Below are 25650 nucleotides of genomic sequence, written 5' to 3'. Positions count from 1 at the left end.
TCCGGCTAAGAAAACGGGATCAGCATACCGGCCCAGCGCGAAAGGATAGGCTGCGCGTCAGCATTACGGCGATGCGATCTATCGCCGTGGGGAACAGCGGGAGAGGCCGCAACCCAAAGCGGAACCGGCCCGAAGCGTTCACGCTTTTGCCCCGCGCGGCGACGCCTTTGCGACACGGCCCGTCGATGCGCCTTCGTAACGCCTTCCTCTCGCCCCGACTCTCGCCATACCAATGCCGTGATAAAACATGAGCGGGATCTGGAGCCCGAACCGGCAAAGGCGTCACGTGGCTGGCAATACACGCGCAGAAAAGGTGAAACAGGCGCTGCTCGCGGCAGCGGCGAGCCTGCTTATCCTGTCGCCAGGCCAGAGCCACGCCCAGGAAGCAGTGCCGCCGGAAGCCGCAGCTGGCGCAGCCACGGCCGCCGACCAGATCGCCGACATCTTCAGCGAGCTCGGCGATCAGCTCTACGAGGACTGCATCTTTGAACTCTCGCAAGAGCAGGTCGACGTCCAGGCCGCGCTGATCCAGGCCTACATCCAGCAGGGCGCCAGCGGACCGGCCGCGCGGAAGCTCGCAGCGGCCCAGATCCAGCCACCCAAGCTCTCGGCCAAGTGCGAGCAGGTGAGACACGCGCCTGAGCCCCCGGCTTCGCCGATAACACAAGAGGCTTCGTCAGAAGCACAAGAAACTCAACCGGACACCCAAGTCGCTTCTCCTGAACCACAGGACGCCGCGCCGGAAGTCCAAGAGGCTTCTCCGGGAACGAAGCCTGCACCCGAAGCGCAGCCGGCCCCGGACAAGCAAGTCGCGGCAATCGAACCACCGCCCGCCAAACCCGAACCGCCGCCAATGGATTGGACGACCACGACAGTCCAAATCCCGAAAAAGCCGGTGATCGCGGCAGCCCCAAAAGCCGTGCCCGAGCAGCCGCCGCCCGTCATCACCCTCGCCGGCAAGCAGGGGCTCCCGCAGTGGGATTGCGCTGACGGCGTCGACTACGTCACCATCCACTTGAACGGCTACGCGAGAAAGCTGACCGGCGGCGAAATCTGCAATCCGTTCCAGGATGTCGTGCGCGAGGTGCCGGCTTCGCTGCCAAGCTTCCGCTTTGGCTACACGATCAAGACCGGGCGCCTCTTCGTCATCGCCGAAGGCTCGGAGCTGAATGGGCAAACCGTCGCCTGGGGCCTATCGGGACGCGACGTCTGCCGGAACAATCCAGATCCGGATTGCTTTGCGGCACGCGCGATCGGCCCCTTACCGCCTGGCGAATACGCCTTCGCGGGCGATAAAAGCCAACGCGTGAGCTGGGGGCCTAGAACCAAGCGGCATGTGGCCGGCATCTACCTGAAAAAGCTTTGGAACAAGGATCGGTTCAGCCCTCAGCACACCGCCGCCATCCTGAAGCGCGGCAATATCGCAATCCATGTGCGCCTGAAGGGTGAGATGTCGGAAGCCTGCATCGGATTGGAGCCGAAGGGGTGGGCCTATGTCGCCTCCCTGATCAAGGACGGCCGCGCCACCGGGATCAATGTCTACATCGACGAGCCCCACCCGCAGGTGGCCGAAGCCCCACCCGTGATCGTCGCGTCATCGTTCTCACTGACGTCATTGTTCAAGTAGCGCCGCGCCCGGCACAACGCCGCCTAACGCGACGCCACCAGCAACACGCCGAAGTTTCTGCCGAACACTTCGCCCGCCGATCGCCCGGCCGCCTTGGATGCAGCCAACGCGCGCGAGCGGCCCGCGCGCCGCACGGCAGGCGTGAGATCTTCGAGGCGGCTGGCCTCGGCCAGATCCATTTGAGCGGCCAACGCTGGAAGCGGGGTCTCGGGAGCAGGCGGCACCGAAGTCGCTGTCGTAATGGCAGGCGCGGTTGAATTAACCGACGGAAGCTCGACTTGTCGCCGCTCGACGAGCGTAAGACGACGTTGAACCTGAGCCTGGGCTGGTGGCTTGGCGTAGGTCAAAGCAAACGCCATGGCCTCGACGCCGACATGCCGCGAAAGTTGGAAGCACGCGGCCCCGAGCCCGGCGACGAACACCAGATAAATCGAGAGACTGGCAAATCGCATGAGAAGCGGATGCACGGCGAGGCTCCTTGCCTTCGCGGAAACGTGCACGCTTCTGGTCGGTTCCATGACCGCACGATGCCGCCTCCAGCTCCGGCGCCGCACGCCCGCACGGACAACGGTCGAAGTCCGTGCTACATTTGCTGGGCACGACCCGGGGGAACGAGCGATCTGAACCTGTGAGGTAGTTGCCATGCGTTTGAAATATGCACTTGCTGCTTTAACAATGGTCGGCGCGATAGTCGTTGTCGCAGCCTGGAATCCGGCTAACGCGATCGGCCCGGTTGGCCCTTCCGCGGCGAACAAGGCGGAAAACAGCCTTGTCGAGAAAGTTCATCGCCGCTGGCGCCGGGGCTATTACGCCTATTATCCGCGCTATCGCTACCGGCCATCTTACTACTCCTACTATCGGCCTTACTACTACCGGCCTTATTACCCGTACTACGGCGCCTACTACGGTCCGCGCTATTACGGCTACGGGTATGGTTTCTATGGCCCTCGTTTCGGCCTGAGGATCGGTTTCTGAGAAGCCGTCCGGTAGCGCTCACCCGAGGTCGGTCCCGCCTGCCACGGCGGGACGGCCCATTCCGAGCTTGAGTCATCGCGCAACAAGGATCGCGCCGATCGCTTCGTTGCACATCCCCTTGCGTCGAAACTTAGTTAAGGACGCCTGCCCCATCGTGCACGCGCAAACATGCGGTGCGAGATGCAGATATCGTCGCAGATCGGCCTTCACCTCTCATCGAGCAAAAGAGCGCACCTCGACGCACCGATAGGAAATGGCACGTCCCGTAGCGACGATCGTAACTATGAAATTCGATTAGCACTCCGCAACCGCTTCCAAAGCTTGTGCATTTTGCAACCAGCGGTCCAAATATCGTGAACCCGGACATGCCCATAATTTCATCGGGCGGGACGTCACGGAATTTTTGAACTTCTCGCATCGTTTGCGCGAGCGGAGCCTCGATAATGTCGGACCATCAGGGGGATATCCCATCCCACGAAAGCGCTGAGAACGGCGCTGCGCCGCATTGGGATAATTGGCCTCCGGCACCACTTGGAAAGTCCTCCCACTGGGTGTCTTCGCGCATGGGCGCGCAGGCAGAACCGTTGCTTTACGACGCACCCAACCCAGATGCTCCCGATCTGGCCGCCAGGCTGGAAGCCCTGCAAGAACTCCTCGACGCCTCGCGCGCTGAACCGCATCCCGCATTCGCTCCTACGCCCGAGACAGCCACCGCACCCGATGTCGCCCCCCAAGTCCCCATGCCCAAGTTCCTGCTGGATGGCGACGGGGCCGGAGACGCCTTGCCGGTGGAAACGAACACCAACACGACGTGGCGTGAAACCCTCAACGTGTTAAGCGGCCATGAGCGCGCGCAATGGATGTTCTTCATTGCAACGGTCATGGGCTCCGCCGCGCTCCTCGTTGGCCTCGAACTTTATGACTTTGAGCGTGCCGTTCCAAAGCGGCCGGAGACTGTCATCAGCGTCGCCGAGCCCACGCCTCCGGAAGTCCGTTTGAATTTCCTCGGTGAAATGCACTGCGACCAGTCCCCGTGCGACGCCCTGTCAACGGCGATCCCGCGCACCATTGCGAGCATGCCGATCGAATCCGCCGAAAGTGTCGGCCCCGGTATCGTCTTCGCAACCAATCCCGGCACGTCTGCTGAAGACCCCACCACGGTGAACCCTCTCGACACGGTCACCGTGACCGGTCTTCCGCCCAGCGTCCGGCTCTCTGTCGGCCAGAAAACTTCCGACACCGAATGGACACTCGCGGCCGGCGATCTGAACGATATCGCCATCGTCGTGCCGAACGACCACGCCGGGCCGGTCCGCGCCAACATCGAAATCCGGAAAGCCGCCGGCGAGCCGATTGCCTCGCTCGGCCTTACGATCGAACGCGAAGCGCCGCCCGCGCCGGCTGCAGCCGACCCGCTGCTGTCGATGGCCCCCATCGATCCCATCGTCACACTCGAGGACGACAAGATCGAGGAGACCAGCGTGACGCCGCCGACTGAACACGAGGAAGCTGCTCCTGCGACCACGCCTGCCAAGCCAGCAAAGCCGCTCAAGGCGAAGGTACGCCAGCAGAAGAAGGTGAAGCCCCAGCCGCAGCCTGTACAGGCGGTCGAAGTGTCAAAGCCACCGGCAACCCTCCTGGAAATGTTCCAGGGCCAAACCAAGCAGGCTACTGCCCCGGCATCCTCACCGACCCCCAAGGCATCTTTCTCGGACGACGGCGGGAACAACGAGACGTTCACGCCTCCGCCGACAACGACGCTCGCAAACGAGCCCGCGGGCTTCGAGACGTTGCGCGGGCTGGGCGGCGGCTTCGGCCTTCAGCCGCAATAGCCTGGACCGAGATGAGCCCTCTCGCTCAGAGCTCAAATGACCTCGTCGGCACTCACCACCTTGCGATAGAGGTGCCACGTGGCGTGCCCGAGCACCGGAAACACCACGGCAAGCCCGAAGAAGAACGGCAGCGCCCCGAGCAGCAACAGCACGGCGACAAGTAGCCCCCAGGCCGCCATTGTGACGGGATTTTCGAGAACGGCCCGCACCGAGGTGCGCACCGCCGTCGCCACGCCGACGTTCCGGTCGACCAGCATCGGGAACGAAACGACGCTGATGACCAGCGTAACGAGTGCGAACAAGAACCCAATCGCATTGCCCGTGAGGATGAGTTCCCGGCCAGCCGGGGTCGTCGACATCTGATGGGTAAAATCCGCGACGGAAGCCGGAAACGCACCGTCGAATGTCTGCATGTAAAGCGCGCGTGTGGTCATCATCCAGGCGACGAAAATCGCAAACAGTACGAGCCCGAGCCGGACGATGGCCCCGATCGACGGCGAGCGGTACACCTCGAACAACTGACTGGCCGACACGTCGAGCCCCTGTTCCCGGCGCCGGCTCAATTCATAAAGCCCGACCGCCGCCACCGGCCCTATCAGAGCCAGACCAGCGAGCAGAGGAAACACCAGCGGCAACAAATGATAACCGAAGGCGACCCTGAACAGGATCAGACCGACGATCGGATAGAACACGCACAGGAACAGCACGTGCGTGGGCACCGCCATGAAATCGGCGAAGCCTTTGGCGAGCGCATCCTTCAAGTCCCCGATACCGATCTTGCGAACCGCCGGCTCGCCAGAGCGCCAGATCGCGGACGCCGGCCATCTCAAATCGACGCCGGGTTGATGCATGGAAATGTGCGCGTTGGAAATGCCCTGAGTGGTCGCCATGGCCGTGCCTCCTGAATTGGCACCGAGGCATCTTTGACAGAGCCATGCTCCGCACGTTTTCAGCTCGCCCCTATCGCGCAGAACGCACGTTCCTCCGAACGCGCGGGGGGCCAGCGGAGCAACCGGTTCGTCGCAGAAAATGCGACGGCGAACAAAAAAAGCCGGACTTTCACATCCATTCGACTCGGAGTGAGCAGCCTGGTGGCGCACCCGCAATGCGTGGCAGACGCATCGAGAGCGCCTTACATTTGAAGTGCGTCGAGAAGCGCGCCAATTCAATAGCCCGTTCTGCGAAAGACCCTCGAATACGCATTATTGTTCATCGCACCGAAAGCGGGCACCGCCCAAAGCTCCAGGCATGGCCGGAAGCTGGGTAGGGCGCTTACATGTTCGCTTCGTGCTTGGAGACCGCTGGCACAGCTACAGCCGGAGCGACAGCGGGTGCCGCAGGTGGCAACGCGGCCGCCGACCGCAACGATTGCGCGAGTAGCCGTCCCATGCAATCGTAGGACTGATCGTTCAGATGGAACTGATCCGGCGCGAGCAAGGTGGCAGTCGTGAACTGCGCACTCGCGATCAGATGCTGCATGATGCGGTAGCGCTGCACGACTGGCACCTTCAGCTTGAGCGCCGTTTCCCGCATTGCAGCCATATAGAGAGCGCCGTTCTTGAGCTTCGCGAAGCGCGGATAGAACTGCTGGTCGATAAGTACGACGTCTGCGCCGAGAGCGCGAAAGCGCTCGATGCCTGTCTGTAGCAGCTGCCCATAGGCGTCGAGCGGCACCTCCTTGATGGCGTCGTTGACGCCGGTCTGCCACACGACGAGCTGCGGCTTGTGCGGCACGACATCCTTGTCGATACGCGCCACCATATCGCGCGCAAGTTGCCCGTTGACGCCTGCGTTGATCACGCGAACATCGTTGTTGGGCCAAGTGACGCGCAACTCGCGCTCGAGCCGCGCCGGATAGCTGTGCGCACGGCTGCTCGCGCCAGCACCCCACGTGCTGGACGAGCCGAGCGCCACGATGCGTACCGGGCTGTTCGTGCGAACCGCCGTCAGCAATTTGGGAAGCGGCGCGCCGAGATCGACGAGATCGGGGGGCGCCGTGCATCCCCCGGCCGATGCGGGAACCGTTGCGGCGATGCCGAGCAACGCCGCGCCAACCAACGAAACTAGGAAGCGAGAACGGGCGCAGCGGTTCGCGGCTGCGGCAACGCGCGGATCGGTCTGGATTTGGACAACTGCCATGCGGTCACACTCATAATCGCGATGCCGGTCACATTGACCGCCAGCACTGTCATTTGGTTAGACCCGAGCTGAACCAGGGCTATCCAACCTAAAAATGACAAGAGTGTGCCAAGCGAGAAAATTTCCAACGAATTTTTTCCGCAAAGCTCAACAACATGCGCCCACTGCTTCTTAAGCCATGGTGCATTTTTGGGCACCACACTCGCCACCAGATAGGCGAGTGCGAGAACATGCACGAAACGCCAGGCCGAAAGGTCGTTCTTGTTGATCGAACCGACGATATCGCGTGACACCAAAGGTTCGCTAGGCAACCACGGAACCGGAATCCAGGGCGCAGCCACAACGAACGCGAAGAGCACATACAGACCGGCCGGTACTGCAATTTCGACCCGAGGGCGCGCCTCGACACGCCGAGCCAACACCGACACCGCCGCCCCGGTCGTGAACAGAAGCTGCCAGGCGAACGGGTTGAAGAACCAGCCCTCCGTGCGCTGATGCGTCGGCAGGTTAAAGCCATACGACGTCGCGATCAGCCAGATCCCGAACGACAAGCCGAGCGTGAGCAGAACGCTGCGCCTCAACATCGCGACGACGAACGGGAGCCAGAGCATTAGCACCACGTAGAGTGGCAGGATGTTCATCATGTTGGGCTGATAGAACAGGACCAGAGCCGAGGCGAGCGTGCGCATCGGATCCTTGGCGAGTTCCGAGAGCGCCACGTGATTGACGAAGTCAGGGTTTCCGAACACACGCGCTGCCGAATAGAGCAGAACGGCCGACACGACAAACACGCCCAGATGCCAAAGATAGATCTCGCGCGCGCGGCGACTCGCCCGGCTGACGGTCGCCCGAAAGCCCTCCCGCTCGCTGATCGACCAGTAGGCAAGTCCCGCCGAATAACCGGCGAGCAACACGAACACTTCGCTTGCGTCCGCGAATCCGAAGTTCCGCAGCGTCGCCAGCGCCCACGTGTTGTTGGGCACGTGATCGATGAAGATGAAGACGAGCGCCAGTCCGCGGAAAAAATCGATCCGCAGGTCGCGTTCCTTTTTAGGGCCCTCACGCATGATGTCGATATCTCACATCGTCTCTGAACCCGTGATGAACGGATATGATCCGCCATCGCCTGAATTAACTTGGAAGCAGAGGATTGGTTTCAGATCGGGCGCGGCGTCGGATTGGCGCGCCCACACACAAAGGCGTGAAACTAGTGAGACTCGATCTCACGAAGTGGGCCTTTCCAACGGGACGAATTGATGGCTCTGGTGTGCCGAAAATTGACCACGCTCCGCACACGCTGCGAAAGATCGGATAGAATGGTCCCGGTGCAAAAGGATACGCCCCGGAAAATGGCGGGAACCCGGAGCGCCTCTGCGACGTTGTGTTCCCCGTCTTTCCGCACGGAGCAACACCGGCGGTCGTCATTTCGATGAAGTCCCCGGCCCGCCTGACGAACAACCGAAGCCGCACCGAAACCTCTGAAAGCACTCGATGCAGCGCACCGAAAGCGTCAATCTTACCAACTGCGACCGCGAGCCGATTCACATTCCCGGCAGCATCCAGCCTCACGGTTTCCTCATTGCCTGTGACGCGACGCTAACCACGGTCCGGCGTCATTCTGTGAATGCCGCAGAAGCGCTCGGGCTCGCGAACGAGGAACTCATCGGCAAGCTGCTCGACGAAGTCATCGGCAGAAGCGCGGTCCACAGTTTGCGCAACGCGCTGACCGGCGCGACGGATGCCTCGCGGCCCGGTATCATCATGCAGCTCGCGCTCGATGACTCCCGCGCGTTTGACGTCGCCGTTCACCACCACAAGGGCAACGCGATCATTGAATTCGAGCCCGTCACGAAAGAGCGCAACGTAGATCCGCTTGCCCTTTCGCGCATGCTCATAGCGCGGCTGAAGCGCTACGCGAACGTCGATGAAATGCTGAAGCAGACGCCTCGCTTGATGCGGGCGTTCCTCGCCTATGACCGCGTGATGATCTACCGGTTCACCTACGACGGCGCAGGCCAGGTCATCGCCGAAGCCAAGCAGAACGATCTCGAGAGCTTCCTCGGCCAATATTTTCCGGCAAGCGATATCCCGAAGCAAGCACGCGAGCTTTACCTCAAGAACACCATCCGCATCATTTCCGATGCCTCCTGCCCGCGCATTGCCATCGAACCCGAGCTCGACAAATCCGGCGAGCCGTTGGATTTGAGCTTTGCGCACTTGAGAAGCGTGTCGCCGATCCATTGCGAGTATCTGCGCAACATGGGCGTCGCGGCCTCGATGTCGATCTCGATCATCGTCGGAGGCGAGCTATGGGGGCTGATTGCATGTCACCACTACGCGCCGAAGACCATGTCGATGGCCCAGCGCGTCGCCGCGGAGATGTTCGGCGAGTTCTTTTCGCTGCATCTGCAGGCCATGAATCAGAAGACCCGCCTGGAAGCTGCGATCATGGCGCGGCGTACGCTCGATGGGCTTCTGCGTGAAATCACCTACCACAACGACATTCAGTCGTTCTTACGCGAGAAAATCGGCACCTTCACCAAGCTGATGCCGTGCGACGGCATTGGTTTGTGGATCAACGGCACATGGACGGCGTTTGGCCACGCGCCGCCCGAGGACGACATCCCGGCCCTTGCGCGTTTTCTCGTTTCAGCATCCGAAAACCGCGTCTGGGCCACGCACGAACTCGCCACGCATCTGCCGGGCACCGAGAAGTTCAGCGCCGACGCTTCAGGCGTGCTCGCCATCCCCCTGTCGCAAATCCCCCGCGACTATCTGATTTTCTTCCGCAAGGAAGTCATCCAAACAGTCGAATGGGCAGGAAACCCCGCCAAAACCTATGCGACCGGACCACTTGGCGAGCGCCTCACGCCGCGCAGGAGCTTCGCCATCTGGAAGGAAACGGTCCAGCATCAATCCAAACCCTGGACCGCCGAGGACCGTGAAACCGCCGAGGCCATTCGCACGGCCCTTCTCGAAGTCATCATGCGCCAGACGGAGCTGCTATCGGCCGAACGGCGCAAGGCCGACCTCAGGCTCAAGGTGCTGAACGAGGAGCTCAATCATCGCGTCAAGAACATCCTCGCGCTCATCAAATCCATCATCTCGCAACCGGCCGAGGAACGATCGATCGACGACTACGTCGCGACACTGAAAGGGCGGATCATGGCACTCGCCTTGGCGCATGATCAGGTCGTACGCAACGACGGCGGCGGCAACCTGCGCACGCTATTGGAAGCGGAGTTGACACCCTACAGCGGGCGCACAGGCGAAATTTCCCTTGAAGGGCCTGATACTGGCCTCGACTCCCGCGCGTATTCGGTGATGGCGCTCGTCTTCCACGAGCTTGCAACCAACGCCGCAAAATACGGGGCTCTCTCGGGCGTAAACGGAAAGCTCGCTGTGCGTTGGTCTTACACGGCCAATCAGGATTGCGCCGTCATCTGGGAAGAAACCAGCGAGCGAAGCGTTTCTCCGCCCCACCGGCGCGGTTTCGGCGTCGTCCTCGTCGACCGCAGCGTACCCTTCGATCTCGGCGGCGAGAGCGACCTCAGATTCGAGAAAACCGGCGTTGTTGCCCACTTTCTCATTCCCGCCAAATTCGTATCCGCCCTCGTGCCTGGAAAGCCGATCGGGCCCGCGCACAAAGCCGAGACGTCGCTCGATGAGCCGGCTGCACTGGCCGGACTATCGGTGCTGGTCGTCGAGGATCAGCTTCTGATCGCGATGGATGTCGAAAACATCCTGGCGCAGCACGGCGCCGGCGTCATCGACACGGCCGCAACCTCCGCCGAAGCGCTGCGTGTGCTCGCGCGCAAGGCACCTTCGATTGCCATCCTGGATGTCAACTTGGGAGTGGGCACATCCATGCCGATTGCCGAAAGGCTTGCGAAGCTTCGCATTCCGTTCGTTTTCGCCACTGGCTACGGCGACAACGCGATCATCCCCGATGCGATGGCCGAAGTCCCCGTAATCAGGAAACCTTACGACGCATCGACCCTCGTCGGCGTTTTGCTGTCCGAGCTGAAACGCAACAGCTGACCATGATCGCTTCGGGCCCTACCAGCCCGAAGCGTGAATCATTGGTCTCACTAAAAACCACCATGATCGCTTCGGGCCCACGCGCTCCGATCGTCGCGGCCCCTATCGGACGCGGCGTGAATCGGCAGCGCAGGAAAGCCCTGAAGCGCAAATCCTCGGTCTCAGCAAAGAGTTAGCGCACCGGCACCAACTTTTGGCTGTCCAGCCACTTTGCGATGATCGTACGGTCGTGGAATTCAATCGCGCCGCAGTTCTGGCAAACGATCATCAACACGTTGAGTGTCGAGCTGGACGAACAATCGGCGGTCTCACCGCGCTGACAACTCAGCGTATGGACGTCGAGATCGCACTTGGAGCGAAACCGCCCGCAAACGGCGCAGCTCGTCAGATGCTTGCCGAACAGGAACTTGTCCACGTCGGCTTTGGTAATGTCGCGGGTCAGCGTATCGGCCATCGCACCCACCTTCAGATTTGTCGCTTCCTCGAATTCTTCAGCGTTTTCTTTGAAGATAATCCGACGTCGCCTTTTGGACAAGAAGTCCCGAAGCAGATCTCGACAACAAGCATTGCAGAAACTTCACGCTACGCGTTTGATCGCACGCAATATTGCGACGCAACACGGACAGCCGAGTGCGAGAGACGGCAACAAAGAAGAAAAACCGGCAGAAAGGCGTGGCGCCTTACTGGTTGCCGATCCGCTTGATTTGCGGAACCGGCGTCTCGTCCGCGCTTTTGAGCGCAACCGTGCTGGCCGCCGCGGGCCCCTCGATCACGATCTCCGCCGACTTGATGCAGATGGCCATCCGATCCGGCTTGAAAGTCTGCTTGATCTCGAACACGCCGTCGTTGTCGCGCACCGTCACGTTGGCCGCGCCCTGCGCGAGCTTCTCGACCTCCGCCTTGCCCCCGAGCTTGGCGAGATCTGTGTGTTTCAGCTTGTAGCTGACGGCCCCGGCCCGCACCGTCTCGCGGACAAGGAAATACTTGCTGCCACGCTTCGGAGTCATGCTCGCCTTGAACAGATCGACGATCTTGTCGGCCACATGATCGTCGATCACTTCACCCACCATATCCTCGACCGCGATGTCGACAGTCATGGCCTTCTTGTAGTCGGCCGCGCCGCTCGCTGCGAGGCCTGGCACCACCTTCTGCAAAAGGTCGAACGACAGCCCGGCATTCGCCTGCTGCGTGTCCGACAGCACGTAGTTGGAGATGGGAACCTCGCGCTTGACGCTGCCGAGCGCCGTGATTGCCGGATCGGTCGTGAAATCCTTGACCCGGAAATAGGTGCCGTCCTTTTCGAGCCGGTAGATCGAACCCGCGGGATCGAACCCATTCGGGACCAGCGGGCACTGGTAGCCCTTTGGCACCCCCGGCACGAAGCCCGCCGAAACGTTCTCTGCAGCCGGCTTGATCGACGCGGTATCGAGCCCCGCGATACCGTCCGCGCAGCCTCCGAGAGAAAGCGCCAGCACACCAAGCCCGGCCCACCTAGCCGCCCGCGTTCCCGTCTGCATGCCCGCCCCGCTCCCCGTTCATCGAAAACATGTCCCGCCGGCTAGATGAGTAACAAGCCGGACATGCTCCCACAATGACGGACGGCGGACTATCACCAGCCCCTGAATATCTCAAACCCGCTTTATGTGGACTGGATCGCAAAACCACGTTCGCTAAGGCGCCAGCCGCTCCAGACCCGGCGTCGTGCCCTTGGAAGCGGTCTGCCGGACGAGGCGCCCCGCCCGCTTCTTGAACCAGATGTAGATCCCCGTCGCCGAAAGCAGCGCAACCACGAGCCCCATGAACGACAGGAAGACGCGCCCCGGCAGCCCGGCAATCCGCCCGGAGTGGAGTGGGAACTGAAGCTGCATGAAGACGTCGGCGGCCGTGCCTTCCCACGGCACCCGCCCGCCCTGCAGAGAGCCGTTGGCCGCATCGAGGAACAGCATTTTGGTCATACCTGCGGAGCCATGCTCTTCGCCGGGATGGAAAAAGCTGATCGAATAGAGCCCGTGCAGGCGCCCGTAGAAAGCCGCGCCCGCCGGCTCTTCCCAGCCGCGCCGGCGCGCCTCCGCGCTCGCGACATCGATGGCTTGCGCGTATGTCAGCTTGGGATCGATCGGCTCGTTGAGTGGCGCCGGAGCACGATCATCGAAGGCGTCGGGCGTGAGGGAAGATAGCTGGCTCAGGATCGGCCGCACCACCTCGTTGTTGAGGTTCATCGAAATCGACGTGAAAGCGAGAATGAACAGGGCCGCCCACAGCCACAAACCGAAGGCCCGATGCAGATCGAGATTTAGGCGGTACGTGCTCGCCCCGCGCTTGATTTTCCAGGCGGGCTTCCACCTCTCCCACCATGTACGCCGCGGCGCCGCGACTGCCGCCACCGGACCGCCGCCGGGCTCGCTGGTGCCCTGCCCCGCTCGCCGCGGCAGTGTCAGGTAGAAACCGACGAAGCAGTCGAACATCCAGACGATGCCGACGAGCCCCATGAACCAATAACCCCACCGGTCGATGCCCCAAAAGTCCGGAATGTGCATCGAGTAATGCAGCTTGTAGAGGAACGGCAGAATGTCTTCGCTGTTGAGCGAGATCGCACCCCAAAAACGCTTGCCCGCCACCTCGCCGCTGACGGGATCGATGAACACCTGATTGTAGTCGACGGAATAGAGTTCGCCGGTTTTGGGATCGACCCGAGGTTCGACGAAAAAGTCGGCGTTGTGACCGTCCTCGAACGACAACGGAAAGTAGGTCACCTGGATCTTCGGATCCGCGGCTTCGACGCGCCGCGCAAGCTCGAGCGCAGGAAGCGGCGCGCCTGTGCTCTTGGCATCGAACAGATGCGGGTTGAGCCATTCGTCGAGCTCGTGATCCCACGAGATCACCGCGCCCGTCACCCCCGCGATGAACAGGAAAACGCCGATGAAAAGGCCCGCCCAGCGGTGAATGAGTGTGAACGTCGCTCGCATTCAGTTCCCCGAGCTCGCGGTCGCATCGCGCTTCAGAATTATGACCCTAAAAGAATACAAATTTGACGTCCACACAAACGCAACGCGCTCCAGACCGCCGAAGCCGCCCGGAGCGCATTGGCAAAGCAGGGCTTAGAACTTGTAGGTCAGGCCCGTGGTGATGGTGCGGGCGTTGCCGTACCAGCAGTCGCCGCGATTCAGACACGTCGAAATGTATTCCTTGTCCTCGAGATTCTTGGCGTTGATCGACCAGCGCCAGTCGTCCTCTTCGTAGGCGATCATCGCATCGAATAGTGTCACATCGGGCACTTCGATCTTGTTGCTGCTATCCCAGGATTCGCCAACGTAGCGGACACCCGCTCCGACCGACCAGCCCTTGAGATACGGCTGGTCGAACTCCCAGACGCCCCACATCGAGGCCAGGTGCTTCGGCACCGACTCGAGTTGGTTCCCCTTGTTCTCTTCGCCATCGTATTGCGCGTCGGTATAGGAATAGCCGCCCACGACTTTGAGGTTTTGCGTGATCTTGCCAGTCAGCTCGATCTCGAAGCCCCTGATAGCAACGGCACCGGTTTGCACAGCGTAGCCGGGGAAATACTCAAGTCGGTTACTCTCAGCGATGTCGTAAATGGCACTATTGATAGCGAAGTTCGCGCCAACCGGCTGATACTTGAAGCCCAGCTCATACATGCGACCCTTTTGCGGATCGAAGGGACCGCCCGCCGCGACCACTGGAACGAACGACTCTCCATAGCTTGCGTAAGGTGTAAAACCAGACGCGAACTCATACATCAGACCAGCGCGGTAAGAGACAGCGTCGTCCTTCTGCGTAGCGGTCCCATCCGCCTCGTTTTCGATCCAATCCTTGCGCGCACCAAGAACTGCGATCCAGTTTCCGAGCCTAATCTGATCCTGAATATATAGGCCGGTCTGAGTGACTTTCTGATCTGCGAAGGAGCAGATTTCCAGACTAGGCAACGACGTGCTGATGCCGTCATAGGTATTTCCGCTGCAATCCTTTCCCGCCCACATTCCCTGGCCATAGACCGGGTTGTAGACGTTGAAACCACTGAGATCGTATGCGGAAGCCGTGCCCTGGCTGGCCCTGAAATTCATATGATCGACACCGCCTAGAACCTTGTGACTAAGAATGCCGGTCGAGAACTTGGCTTCGAGATTGGTGTCCTGGTTGAAAATCTGCGTGTCGGTGATCGCTCTCCACCTCGTGCGATTCACGGTTTCCTCCACGCCCGGGTCAGTATAGCCACCCCAAAAAACGGCGTAGGTGCTGTCATAGTCGTTGTGAATATCCGCATAGCGCGACACATGACTTAACTTGAACACCGAGTTGAACCTGTGCTCCGCGATCAGCGTGCCCGACGCGACATCTGTATCGTAGTGATCGGTTGGCTCGCCGACGAAACGGTCACGCGGGATGGTCCGACCATTGACGTTGGGAAATAGAGTGCCAACGATGGGGTAGAACTGCGAGCTGGAGCCGGTTTGATCCTTTTGGAAATGGCCCAATAGAGTAATCGAAGTATTGCTATCGGGACGGAAGCTGATCGCAGGCTGGATGGCGTAGCGGTCATCATCGACGTAGTCGACCTGCGTCTCGGAATCGCGCGCAAGACCCGTCAGGCGATACGACCACTTGCCGTCTGACGTAACGAGGCCGGTGGTATCGAACTTGACCTGCTTGAAATCGAACGTGCCGTATTCGACACTGATCTCGCCGCTTTGCACGTCCTGTGGACGCTTGGAAACGGAATTGATGATGCCGCCAACCGGCGCCTGGCCATAAAGCACCGAAGCCGGCCCGCGCAGCACCTCGACGCGCTCCATGAAATAGGGGTCGATGCGGTAGTTGTAGCTGTAATAATTGGATGTACGGCGCAGGCCGTCCAGAAATTCGCCCGGATCCGTACCGCGGATAAAGGAACCATCACTGCGGCTGTCGAGACCATAAGCATCCGCAACGACGCCCGGCACATAGCGCAGCGCATCCTGTACCGACTGCGCGCCCATATCCCTGATCTGCTCGGCACCAACCACAGTAATCGACTGCGGTGTCTCCTTGAGCGGCGTATCGGTCTTCATGCCTGTGGCCGAGCGAGTGGCATTGTAGCCGCTCACCGGTCCGGTCGCCGTCTCCGCTCGCGACGCGCCAGAGGGCTGTGTCTGAAGCTGCGGCGTCGGAGTCGCCGTGCTTGCAGATTGCGCCTGCTTTTTCGGTGCAGGCTTCTTGGCCACCTTCTTCGCGGTGGTCGTTTCGACGGTCATCTTGGGAAGCTCGACCGTCCCTTCCGCAGGAGCCGCTGGCGTCGCCGGCTGGGCGCCGGTCGCCTCCTGTGCCCAACCGCGCCCTGCCGTCAGAGCCAACCCCGCAACCACAAGCAGGTATACAGACGTACGCTTAGCCATTCCCATCAACCCCCAATGAAAAAATCTCGCCGGGGATGGCCGACATCACACGCGAGATTTGATTGTTGGCTGGCTGGCTGACAGCGTCACGCTGCGGGCTGGCTCGCTCATTCATCCGCTGCAATATCAGGGGTCAGGCGCAATGTATACCTAGGTGGTAATGTTTATGGAGGCATGCGCATCACAGTGTGCCGAATTTGCACCGCCATAATGAACCTTGCTTTCGCCACAGACTATTTGCATATACCCGGTGCCGGTGCGCTCCGAGGTGGATCGTACCCTCACGAATTTGAAATGAGAGAGCGTGCCACCGGCCGTTTGCCTTATTCCTGATTGACTGAGATCTCGGGCGTACGGCGTGCCGTCCGGGACTGGCTGATTACTTATTTTGCACGCAATCGAAGGAACATCACTATGGATCGCATCACGGGCACCGTGAAGTTTTTCAACACCGCCAAGGGCTTCGGCTTCGTTCAGCCTGAGGACGGCTCGAAGGACGTCTTCCTTCACGTTTCCGCTCTTGAGCGGGCCGGCATCAACGGCATCTACGAAGGCGACAAGATCAGCTTCGTGCTCGAAGATGACCGCAAGGGTCGCGGCAAGCAGGCCGGCCAGGTCCAGCTCGTCTGATTTCAGCGCAGAGAGCGCAGAGATTCGGGTCCGATAGGGCCCCGCGAAGCCGCCGGCTGCAGCCGGCGGCTTTTCTATTTCGAGCCGAGACGCGCTAGCCAAACGGTGTGTCCACCGCAGCTCTGATCCTCGGCAACGTGGTCGACGACGTTGAACCCGTTCGCCGTCAGCAGACCCTCGTATTCCTCAGGCGCCAAGCTCGCGTGATAAAGCGCCTCGCCATGAAACGAGCCGATAGCCTCCCCATGCGACGGCCCGCTCGTGAACATGAGCGCCGCGTCCGGCGCCGCATGCTTCCGAAAAATCGGAAACATCAGCCGTTGGTCCTCATGCCGGAGATGGAAGAAACTATCCCAGGCGAGAATTCCGCCGAAGCGCACGCCGAGGTCCAGGCTTCGCATATCCGCAACCGTCCAGGCGTGATCGGGAAAGCGCGCACGCGCGATCTCGATCAGAGAAGGCGCAGAATCGACGCCGGTGACACGAGAGCCCGCGTCGATGAAATAGCGCGCAATCGGCTCTCCGGCCCCGCAACCGATATCGAGAACGGATGTATCGGCGCCCATGGCTGCACGGAAACGGTCGAGCCAAGTCCGCTCGAACAACGAGCGCCCGCGCGCCTCGTCGAAGGCCTGCGCATTGCGCTCGTAAAGATCGATGATTTCGGTCGAAGCTGGATGCATGGTCCGAATGTCGACCATAGCCAAGGCCAGTGCAACTGAGCGTTAACGAGAACCCACCCGAAGCGGCTGCGACTCCGCGCTCCGAGCCATATCCTTGACTTAGCAGCCGCAACATGAGACAAGCCGCTCCAACGTTCGAAAAAGTCGAGCGTCTTCCGGTGCTCCAGCCGCGTGAAGGGACATGTCTCGGACCTAGGTCATTATGACCAGATGTCGGTCCAATTCGTCCCCCTGTTGAGCGCCCTGAAAAATCCCCATCCGACTGCCCAGGCCACGCGGGGCGTCATCGAAAAACGAGCTGCACCTCGCCCGGGCTCCCTTAGGGAGCTGGCGCGGACGCTCAGCCGCATACGCGCGGCATCATGAGAAAGACTGTTACTTTGACAACTTTTGCAGATCTTCGCCTCGCCGAGCCGATCCTCAAAGCGCTCGCCGAAGAAGGCTACAACACGCCCACCCCGATCCAGGCAAAGGCTATTCCACCCGTCATGGAAGGCCGCAACCTGCTCGGCATCGCTCAGACCGGAACCGGCAAGACCGCGGCCTTCGCGCTGCCGATTCTGACCCGCCTGGCAGCAGACCGCCGTCCCGCGCCCCGCAAGGGCTGCCGCGTGCTGGTGCTTTCGCCGACCCGTGAGCTCGCCTCCCAGATTGCCGAGAGCTTCCGCGCCTACGGCCGCCACCTCGGCGTGACCGTTGCCGTCGTCTTCGGTGGCGTCGGACACCGCCCGCAGATCCAGGCCCTGTCGCGCGGCGTCGACGTGCTCGTCGCCGCCCCCGGCCGCCTGCTCGATCTGATGGAGCAGCGCGCCTGCGACATCTCCGGGACCGAGATTTTCGTACTCGACGAAGCCGACCAGATGCTCGACCTCGGCTTCGTGAAGCCGATCCGCCGGATCGTCTCTCACCTCTCGCACCGCCGCCAGAACCTGTTCTTCTCGGCCACCATGCCGAGCGAGATCGCGGGTCTCGCCAACGAGCTGCTGCAGGATCCCGTCAAGGTTTCCGTGGCACCCGTCTCCACGACGGCCGAGCGCGTCCGCCAGCAGGTCATTCACATCGAAGCCGGCAAGAAGCGCGCACTTCTCGCCGAACTGCTCGCCAATCCCGAGATGAAGCGCACCCTGGTCTTCACGCGCACCAAGCGCGGCGCCGACCGCGTGGCGCGCCACCTCGAAGGAGGCGGCACGAAAGTCGCGGCCATCCATGGCAACAAGAGCCAGCGTCAGCGCGAGATCGCGCTTGAGGATTTCAAGCAGTCTCGCATCAACGTGCTTGTGGCGACCGACATCGCTGCCCGCGGCATTGACGTCGACCTCGTGACCCACGTCGTGAACTACGAGCTGCCGGAAGTCCCCGAGGCTTACGTCCATCGTATCGGCCGCACGGCCCGTGCGGGCGCTTCGGGCATCGCCATTTCGCTGTGCGACGCCGAGGAGCGCGAACTGCTCCGCGCCATCGAACGACTGACCCGCCAGCAGATCCCCCACGAGGATCGCCGCAACGATCCGGCAATCGTCGCCGATCGCACGCCGTCGCGTCGCGATGACGGCGAGCGCACCTCGGGTCCGCATCGTGGCCAGCGCCAGTCACAACACCGCGGCGGCCGCGACGAGCGCGGTCATGGCCGCGGCCATCAGGGTCACGCGGAACGTGGCCGTAGCCGTCCGGACCACGCTGCCGGCGGCGGACGCCAGCAGTCTTCGGCACGCCACGGAGAAGACGCCTCTCGCCAGGGCGAACCACGCCGGTCGCAACAGCGCCCGCATCAGGATCGCGCGCTTGACTCGGATACCGGCTCGCTGCATGACGTCGGCTTCCTCGCCCGTCCCACTCACGGCGCACGCCGCGACGGCGACCGCGCACACGGCGACCGTCCGCACGGCCATCGCGACCACAACGGCCATGGCCGCAGCCACGGCGGCGGCAACCGGGACCAGCGCGGCCAGGGTGGCTTTAACAAGCCCGCCCGCCAAGGCGCCCCCCGCACCCGCGACGCGGGTTGATCGAGCAAGCCGCGCCCACAATTGTGGCGCGGCTTCGCTTCACACGATTGAAATCGAAGCAGTCGAAACGAGCGGTCAGCGTCTAGACCCGGACCCTATCGATCCGAAGCGGGGTTGCGACCGAAGCGCAATCCCGTTCTAGCGACCGGCCGCCTTCGCATTTGTGAAAGGACCACACCGATGGCTCGCAAGAAACCGAACCCCAAAGCCGAATTCGTGCTGTTCAATGTGCTCTACGAGGACGGATCGCAGACCTCGAACCGCAAGGTACCGAGCGAGCTTCTCGGCGGCCTCGATGGCGATGGCCCGGCGCTTGAGGCCATTGAAGCGCAGGACCGCGAGATCGCCGAGCGCTCCGGCCGCTCGCGGGGTCCGATCAAATCCGTCGAGCGCGCCTGATCCATCAAGCGCCTGATATGTCAAACGAAGAAGGCCGCCCCACAAAGGGCGGCCTTCTTCGCAATCCACAAGCGCAACTCAAAGGACCTAAAGCGTGGCGCGGGCTTCCGCGAGCGGAACCAATCGACGCTCAGTCTCGTCCCACAGGCGCAGCTTCACGCACTTGAAGCTCTCCCAAAGCGTGATGCGATGCACCTCCGCCAGCTCGGGAAAGTCGCGCAGAACCTTCGGCAGATTATAATAGGGAATACGGCTGTAGAGATGGTGCACGTGATGCACGCCGATGTTCGCGGTGAGCCACGGTAGGAAGCCGGGAAGATCGTAGTGCGAGCTGCCGTGCAGCGCGGCCTCATGCACGTTCCATTCGGGCTTCTCTGCCCAGATGGTATCCTCGAACTGGTGCTGGATGTAGAACAGCCAAACGCCGATCGACGAGCCGATCGCGACGATCGGCAGTTGCACCGCCAGGAAGGCTTGCCAACCGACAAGCCAGATCAGCACGCCGCTCAAAATCACGAGACCGATGTTGGTACCGATCACGCTCGCCCACGAGCGCCAGTCTGCGCCGCGCAACATGCTGAACGGCAGACGGTGCTGCACCATGAACAGCAGCGGCGGCCCAATCACGAACAGCACCACCGGATGGCGATAGGCGCGGTAGAGGAAGCGGCGGAAGGGCGACAGCGCTGCGTATTCGCGCACCGTCAACGTATCGATGTCGCCGGTGCCGCGATCTTCGAGGCTGCCGTGCGTCGCATGGTGGATAGCGTGGCTCCGCTTCCACGCGTCATAAGGCGTGAGCGTCAAGACGCCCATGACCCGGCCGACCCAATCGTTGGTCAGCTTTTTGCGGAACAACGCGCCGTGCCCGCAATCATGTTGAATAAGGAACAGGCGAACCAGGAAGAACGCCGCCGGCACCGCGATGAGCAGCGTCAGCCAGTATCCGACGTAGAGCGACGCCCAGGCCGCGGCCCACAAAGCCACGAACGGAACCAAGGTGATGAAAACTTCGAAAACGCTGCGCGCCGGGTCGGGATGTCGGTAACGCTGCAGGATCTCGATCCAATCGCGCGCCTTCTGAGGCTGCGCCGACGACCCGGACGCAGATGCGCCGGACGCTAAAGTCTGAGCCAAGTGACCCCCCGTGGAAATTCCCGGTCGAGCGCGCCCGCCGAGGCGACTCCCCAATTGGTTGCCGAGGCACACTTGCAGGCTGCTTCTTGTTCCGCAAGTGGCTCAGATCAAATTCCACCGGAGCAGTATAGAAAAAACCATGACGTTTGACGGAAAACACAGTCGTTGCTGCGACGCACGCGATCTTGGCGCACAAATGACGAAGTTAAGCGCCAATTTTGACACACATCACCGTCTCCGCAGACATCGCAACACTTCGCAACGTGAACCAAAGGGGTGACGCCTCAAGGATAGAGGCGCGTCTTGGTCCAAGCCTGCGAGGCATCGGCGCGCCGAAACACCACCCGGTCGTGCAAACGGAATGGTCGGTCGTGCCACAACTCGATCTGAACGGGCGTCAGTCGAAATCCCGACCAGTGCGGCGGGCGCGGAATATCGCCGATGCCGAATTGCGCCGTATAGCGCGCAACTTTCTTTTCGAGCGCGAACCGGCTCTCGAGTGCGCGCGATTGATCCGAGGCCCAAGCCCCGATGCGAGACAGGCGGGGCCGCGAGGCGAAATAGGCGTCAGCTTCCTGAGCCGTCACCGGAGTAACCGGCCCGCGCACACGCACCTGCCGCCTGAGGCTCTTCCAGTGAAACAGCAACGCCGCGCGTGGAGACTGGGCAAGCTCCTCGCCCTTGGCGCTTTCCAGGTTCGTGTAGAAAACGAAACCGCGCTCGGGATGCTCGGCGCCATCGAGCCCTTTGAGCAGCACCATGCGCACATCCGGCATGCCCGCGGCATCGACGGTGGCGAGCGCCATCCCGTTCGGATCGTTGACCTCCGATGCCGTCGCCTCCTCGAGCCAAGCCTCGAACAGGGCGAATGGATCGTCGGAAGCTGTGAAATCTGCGGCTGCCGCTGCCTCGAACGCACCGCTTTCGCTTTCTTCGTCCGTCACGTCACTGCTGCCTGTTGGTTGCTACCCATCAAATTCGGGACGCTCCTTTAGCACCTTTTAACCCTGAGGGACCACAATGAACCGGTCGGCCTGTTTGAGCCGTCCGGATTTGTTCGTTGTGTCCTGGAGTTGGTCTGTCATGCGTCACGTCCCCGTATTGGAGACTTGGATCCTTGCCGCCGCAACTGGGGTGTTGCTTGTGGCTTCGGTTTTTCTTTCGGATGTGAGGGCCGATCCCGGCTCGGCTTCTTCCGAGGAGAGCCGTTGCAGTTGCCCCGACGCGAGCAAGAAGTCGGCGCGCCCGAAGTTCGCCGAGCTCAAGATGTACGGCCTCGACGAAGCTGACGAGGTCGCAGCCCTAGAAAGCATCCAGATGGGCCTGTCGCGCATGGACGACGGGACCCCGTTCGTCTGGCGCCGTGCCAACGGCAAGCTGTCCGGCATCGTCCGCCCAACCGCCTCGTTCCGCAACGCCAAGGGCAACCTGTGCCGCCACGTGGTCGTGCTGCTGACCACCGGCTTCAAGACCCGCACCGCCGAGGGAATCGCCTGCCGGAGCCCGGACCGCCGCTGGGTGCTCGAAGGTTAAGCACAGACTACCAAGGTCTAACCGCGCCGAAAGCCAAATCTAAGACTCTGAAACATCGAGAATTTACCTAATTTCCGCCCGAGGAGATCACAGTCCCCGGGCGGTATTTGTGCATGCGGCGATCATCCCGGTGGGCGCGCTGCAGTCGCCATCTGGACCCGCATCCCCTTTTGTGTAGGATGCGCGCAAATTTGAGAGACTAAGGGAACGCGAGCACATGACGGAAAAGGCGCCGGACGTTGAAACGCTTACCGGCACTCTGATGGCCGGGAAGCGCGGCCTCATCATGGGGGTCGCGAACAACCGTTCGATCGCGTGGGGCATCGCGAAAGCCGCCGTCGCCCAGGGCGCCGAGATCGCACTCACCTATCAGGGCGACGCCCTCAAAAAGCGGGTTGAGCCGCTCGCCGCCGAGCTTGGCTCGAAGGTCGTGCTGCCGTGCGACGTCTCCGACAAGGCCTCCGTCGACGCGCTGTTCGCCGAGCTCTCCCGCGTCTGGGGCAAGCTCGACTTCCTCGTCCACGCCATCGCATTCTCCGACAAGAACGAGCTCGACGGCCGCTACGTCGACACCACCGAAGCAAATTTCACCCAGACCATGCTGGTCTCGTGCTTCTCGCTGACCGCGCTCGCCCAGCGCGCCGAGAAGCTCATGACCGACGGCGGTTCCATCATCACCCTCACCTACTACGGTGCCGAGAAGGTGATGCCGCACTACAACGTGATGGGTGTCGCCAAGGCCGCTCTCGAAGCGTCCGTGCGTTACCTCGCCGCCGACCTTGGCAAGAACGCGATCCGCGTCAACGCCATCTCGGCAGGCCCGATCAAGACCTTGGCCGCCGCCGGCATCTCGGACTTCCGCTATATTCTCAAGTGGAACGAGTACAATTCGCCCCTGCGCCGGACCGTCACCATCGAGGACGTCGGCGGCGCAGGTGTCTATCTCCTGTCCGACCTTTCCAAGGGCGTGACCGGCGAGGTCCATCATGTGGACGCCGGCTATCACGTCCAGGGCATGAAAAACGAGGACGCACCCGACATCTCGGTCGTCAAGAGCGAGGGCTGAACCCGGGGCGAGATCGGCCTGATCTTGCCCGCGTCGATGCCAAGATCATCCCATGCCGGACCACCCGACGATCTATTTCATTCGCCACGGCGAGACCGACTGGAACCGGGACCGGCGTTACCAGGGCCAGCAGGACGTTCCCCTCAACGAGACCGGCCGTACCCAGGCCCAGCGCAACGGCCTCGCGCTGCGGGTTTTTTTGCCGTCCATCGCCGAAGCGACTTTCGTGGCGAGCCCGCTCGGCCGCACGCGCGAGACGATGCAGATCGTGCGCCGGGAGCTTGGGCTCCCCGCCGACCGCTACGACATCGATCCAAGGCTGATGGAGCTGTCCTACGGCGCCTGGGAGGGAACCCTGCAGGATGACCTCGCCGAGCACGATCCCGACGGCTTTGCCGCCCGCAGCCAGGATCCATTCCGCTGGCGTCCCGAAAACGGCGAAAGCTACGCCGATCTCCTGGCCCGGGTGAAGCTCTGGAGCGGTGCGATCCGGCAGGACTGCGTTGTCGTCTCCCACGGCGGCGTCTCGCGCTGCCTGCAAGCCCACCTGCTCGGCCTCGCGCCGGAACTGATACCGGAGCTCGAATGCCCGCAGGATCGCGTGCTGATCCTGTCCGGCGGCGCCATGCGCTGGTTATGAGCCATCTGCTCGCAGACGCCGGCTCATAAAAAAAGAGAGCCAGAGCAGCGGCGCTCCAGCTCCCTTCTATGCAAATGAACATAAGGGCAGATACCTCGACCACGGTTGCTCAGACCGTAAAGAGCCATCCGCTAAACGCAGGAAACACTCACAAATCAACGTACAGAGAGCGCTGATCTCGGCCAAGCCGAGCGCTCCCGACACGCCACATGCTGCCTCCTTTCAAAGGCGTGCAACACGCAGGCACTCTGCCTGATTAACTGCGTCGCGGGCGCATGCAAACCAAAACCGATAGGTCGCGTCCCCTTGCCCCCAACGCCCCCGCCTCTTATGAGAGATCAAGGTATTCTGCGTCGGGAAAAGTTGCCGATGCTATCTGATTGAATCGTCAAAAGGCGGCCGTCGATCCCACGGCGCACCGACCTCAACCGCGGCTTCCATGTCACACAACACCTTCGGCCATCTTTTCCGCATAACCACCTGGGGCGAGAGCCACGGGCCTTCCATCGGGTGCGTGGTCGACGGTTGCCCCCCTGGATTGCCGCTGACGGCCGAAGAGATCCAGGTCCACCTGGACCGCCGCAAGCCCGGCCAATCCCGCTTCACGACCCAGCGCCGCGAAGCCGATGCGGTCGAGATCCTGTCGGGCGTGTTTCCGAACGCCGAAGGCCAGCAGGTCACCACCGGTACGCCCATCTCGCTCCTGATCCACAACACCGATCAGCGCAGCAAGGACTACGGCGAGATCAAGGATGCGTTTCGCCCCGGCCATGCCGATATCACCTACTGGACCAAGTACGGCATCCGGGACTATCGCGGCGGCGGGCGCTCGTCCGCGCGCGAAACGGCGATGCGTGTGGCCGCTGGCGCCGTTGCGAGAAAAGTGCTCGGCCCCGACGTCGTCATCCGCGGCGCATTGGTGCAGGTCGGCGAACTGAAAGTCGATCGGTCCCGCTGGGACTGGGAGACCGTAGACAGCAATCCGTTCTTCTGCCCCGATCCGGGCATGGTGCCGGAGTGGACGCACTATCTCGACGGCGTGCGCAAGAACGGGTCGTCGGTCGGCGCCATCATCGAGGTGGTTGCCGAGGGCGTCGCCGCCGGGCTCGGCGCGCCGCTCTACGGTAAGCTCGATCAGGATCTTGCCTCCGCCATGATGAGCATCAACGCGGTGAAGGGCGTCGAGATCGGCGCCGGCATGTCCGCAGCCGAGCTGTCCGGCGAAGCCAACGCCGATGAGATCCGTATCGGCCCGGACGGCAAGCCGCGCTTCCTGTCGAACAACGCCGGCGGCATCCTCGGTGGCATCTCGACCGGCCAGCCCGTGGTGTGTCGCTTCGCCGTGAAACCGACCTCGTCGATCCTGACCCCGCGCCAGACCATCGACTCACAAGGCCACGAGACCGAAATCATCACCAAGGGCCGCCACGATCCCTGCGTTGGCATCCGCGCAGTCCCCGTCGGCGAAGCGATGATGGCGCTGGTGCTGGCCGATCACCTGCTCCGCCATCGCGCCCAGCGCGGCTAAAGCGACAAACAACACTTCGGCCGC

The 25650-nt window shown here is 62.0% G+C and carries 22 protein-coding genes; 11 read left to right on the top strand and 11 right to left on the bottom strand.

The window, feature by feature from the left end:
• The first annotated feature begins 286 nt into the window (after positions 1–286).
• Entirely contained in the window at positions 287–1627 is a 1341-nt protein-coding gene (locus RCO24_RS18510) for a DUF2778 domain-containing protein (protein ID WP_308964166.1), read from the top strand.
• A 23-nt stretch (positions 1628–1650) separates the two neighbouring features.
• On the opposite strand, the gene RCO24_RS18505 is transcribed toward RCO24_RS18510, so the two are convergent.
• Positions 1651–2094, bottom strand: coding sequence for a hypothetical protein (locus tag RCO24_RS18505; RefSeq protein ID WP_308964165.1), 444 nt, complete (start codon positions 2092–2094; stop codon positions 1651–1653).
• Positions 2095–2302: 208 nt separating this feature from the next.
• On the opposite strand from RCO24_RS18505, the gene RCO24_RS18500 reads away from it, so the two are divergent.
• Together RCO24_RS18500 and RCO24_RS18495 are read left to right on the top strand one after the other, a co-directional pair.
• Entirely contained in the window at positions 2303–2602 is a 300-nt protein-coding gene (locus RCO24_RS18500; protein WP_308964164.1) for a hypothetical protein, read from the top strand.
• 563 nt (positions 2603–3165) lie between these two features.
• Positions 3166–4434, top strand: a complete 1269-nt coding sequence (locus tag RCO24_RS18495; protein ID WP_308964163.1) for a hypothetical protein — start codon at positions 3166–3168, stop codon at positions 4432–4434.
• A 32-nt stretch (positions 4435–4466) separates the two neighbouring features.
• Here the strand turns inward: RCO24_RS18495 and RCO24_RS18490 are convergent, their stop codons facing one another.
• The 3 genes from RCO24_RS18490 to RCO24_RS18480 form a co-directional block, all read right to left on the bottom strand.
• Entirely contained in the window at positions 4467–5324 is an 858-nt protein-coding gene (locus RCO24_RS18490) for a DUF2189 domain-containing protein (RefSeq protein WP_308964162.1), read from the bottom strand.
• Positions 5325–5706: 382 nt separating this feature from the next.
• Positions 5707–6573, bottom strand: a complete 867-nt coding sequence (locus tag RCO24_RS18485; RefSeq protein ID WP_308964161.1) for an SGNH/GDSL hydrolase family protein — start codon at positions 6571–6573, stop codon at positions 5707–5709.
• Positions 6498–7640 carry an OpgC domain-containing protein gene (locus RCO24_RS18480; protein WP_308964160.1) on the bottom strand — a complete coding sequence of 381 codons (1143 nt, stop codon included), beginning with the start codon at positions 7638–7640 and terminating at the stop codon, positions 6498–6500. The genes RCO24_RS18485 and RCO24_RS18480 overlap by 76 nt, the downstream gene beginning before the upstream one ends.
• 424 nt (positions 7641–8064) lie before the next feature.
• Between RCO24_RS18480 and RCO24_RS18475 the strand changes: the two genes are divergently transcribed.
• The gene (locus tag RCO24_RS18475; protein ID WP_308964159.1) at positions 8065–10614 is read left to right on the top strand and encodes an HWE histidine kinase domain-containing protein; all 2550 of its coding nucleotides are present in this window, start codon (positions 8065–8067) and stop codon (positions 10612–10614) included.
• A 172-nt stretch (positions 10615–10786) separates the two neighbouring features.
• Here RCO24_RS18475 and RCO24_RS18470 read toward each other — a convergent pair whose 3' ends face one another.
• The 4 genes from RCO24_RS18470 to RCO24_RS18455 all read right to left on the bottom strand — a co-directional run bounded on the left by RCO24_RS18470 (position 10787) and on the right by RCO24_RS18455 (position 16004).
• Complete coding sequence (locus RCO24_RS18470) at positions 10787–11068, bottom strand: hypothetical protein (protein WP_308964158.1); 282 nt, start codon at positions 11066–11068, stop codon at positions 10787–10789.
• Positions 11069–11294: 226 nt separating this feature from the next.
• Positions 11295–12131 (bottom strand): hypothetical protein, encoded by an 837-nt coding sequence (locus RCO24_RS18465; protein ID WP_308964157.1) that lies wholly within the window; start codon positions 12129–12131, stop codon positions 11295–11297.
• A 153-nt stretch (positions 12132–12284) separates the two neighbouring features.
• Positions 12285–13580, bottom strand: coding sequence for a PepSY-associated TM helix domain-containing protein (locus tag RCO24_RS18460; protein WP_308964156.1), 1296 nt, complete (start codon positions 13578–13580; stop codon positions 12285–12287).
• A 132-nt stretch (positions 13581–13712) separates the two neighbouring features.
• Entirely contained in the window at positions 13713–16004 is a 2292-nt protein-coding gene (locus RCO24_RS18455; RefSeq protein ID WP_308964155.1) for a TonB-dependent siderophore receptor, read from the bottom strand.
• A 414-nt stretch (positions 16005–16418) separates the two neighbouring features.
• Between RCO24_RS18455 and RCO24_RS18450 the strand changes: the two genes are divergently transcribed.
• Positions 16419–16634 (top strand): cold-shock protein, encoded by a 216-nt coding sequence (locus tag RCO24_RS18450; protein WP_308964154.1) that lies wholly within the window; start codon positions 16419–16421, stop codon positions 16632–16634.
• A 74-nt stretch (positions 16635–16708) separates the two neighbouring features.
• Here the strand turns inward: RCO24_RS18450 and RCO24_RS18445 are convergent, their stop codons facing one another.
• Positions 16709–17317, bottom strand: coding sequence for a class I SAM-dependent methyltransferase (locus RCO24_RS18445; RefSeq protein WP_308964153.1), 609 nt, complete (start codon positions 17315–17317; stop codon positions 16709–16711).
• Between the two features lie 380 nt (positions 17318–17697).
• Here RCO24_RS18445 and RCO24_RS18440 point away from each other — a divergent pair, with 380 nt between their 5' ends.
• Both RCO24_RS18440 and RCO24_RS18435 read left to right on the top strand, forming a co-directional pair.
• On the top strand, positions 17698–19323 hold the full coding sequence (locus RCO24_RS18440; RefSeq protein ID WP_308964152.1) for a DEAD/DEAH box helicase: 1626 nt from the start codon (positions 17698–17700) through the stop codon (positions 19321–19323).
• A gap of 180 nt (positions 19324–19503) precedes the next feature.
• Positions 19504–19722, top strand: a complete 219-nt coding sequence (locus tag RCO24_RS18435) for a hypothetical protein (protein ID WP_308964151.1) — start codon at positions 19504–19506, stop codon at positions 19720–19722.
• 87 nt (positions 19723–19809) lie between these two features.
• Here RCO24_RS18435 and RCO24_RS18430 read toward each other — a convergent pair whose 3' ends face one another.
• Both RCO24_RS18430 and pdxH read right to left on the bottom strand, forming a co-directional pair.
• The gene (locus RCO24_RS18430) at positions 19810–20859 is read right to left on the bottom strand and encodes a fatty acid desaturase (protein ID WP_308964150.1); all 1050 of its coding nucleotides are present in this window, start codon (positions 20857–20859) and stop codon (positions 19810–19812) included.
• A 284-nt stretch (positions 20860–21143) separates the two neighbouring features.
• The gene (gene pdxH / locus RCO24_RS18425; RefSeq protein WP_308964149.1) at positions 21144–21803 is read right to left on the bottom strand and encodes a pyridoxamine 5'-phosphate oxidase; all 660 of its coding nucleotides are present in this window, start codon (positions 21801–21803) and stop codon (positions 21144–21146) included.
• 139 nt (positions 21804–21942) lie between these two features.
• On the opposite strand from pdxH, the gene RCO24_RS18420 reads away from it, so the two are divergent.
• The 4 genes from RCO24_RS18420 to aroC all read left to right on the top strand — a co-directional run bounded on the left by RCO24_RS18420 (position 21943) and on the right by aroC (position 25626).
• Positions 21943–22392 carry an SWIM zinc finger family protein gene (locus RCO24_RS18420; RefSeq protein WP_308964148.1) on the top strand — a complete coding sequence of 150 codons (450 nt, stop codon included), beginning with the start codon at positions 21943–21945 and terminating at the stop codon, positions 22390–22392.
• Positions 22393–22609: 217 nt separating this feature from the next.
• On the top strand, positions 22610–23458 hold the full coding sequence (gene fabI / locus RCO24_RS18415; RefSeq protein ID WP_308964147.1) for an enoyl-ACP reductase FabI: 849 nt from the start codon (positions 22610–22612) through the stop codon (positions 23456–23458).
• Positions 23459–23510: 52 nt separating this feature from the next.
• The gene (locus RCO24_RS18410; RefSeq protein WP_308964146.1) at positions 23511–24098 is read left to right on the top strand and encodes a histidine phosphatase family protein; all 588 of its coding nucleotides are present in this window, start codon (positions 23511–23513) and stop codon (positions 24096–24098) included.
• A 439-nt stretch (positions 24099–24537) separates the two neighbouring features.
• On the top strand, positions 24538–25626 hold the full coding sequence (gene aroC / locus RCO24_RS18405; protein WP_308964145.1) for a chorismate synthase: 1089 nt from the start codon (positions 24538–24540) through the stop codon (positions 25624–25626).
• Positions 25627–25650 lie beyond the last annotated feature (24 nt).

It is taken from the genome of Hyphomicrobium sp. LHD-15, from assembly GCF_031157355.1.
Taxonomy (GTDB): Bacteria; Pseudomonadota; Alphaproteobacteria; order Rhizobiales; family Hyphomicrobiaceae; genus Hyphomicrobium_C.
This window is presented reverse-complemented; position numbering and strand designations above follow the sequence as displayed.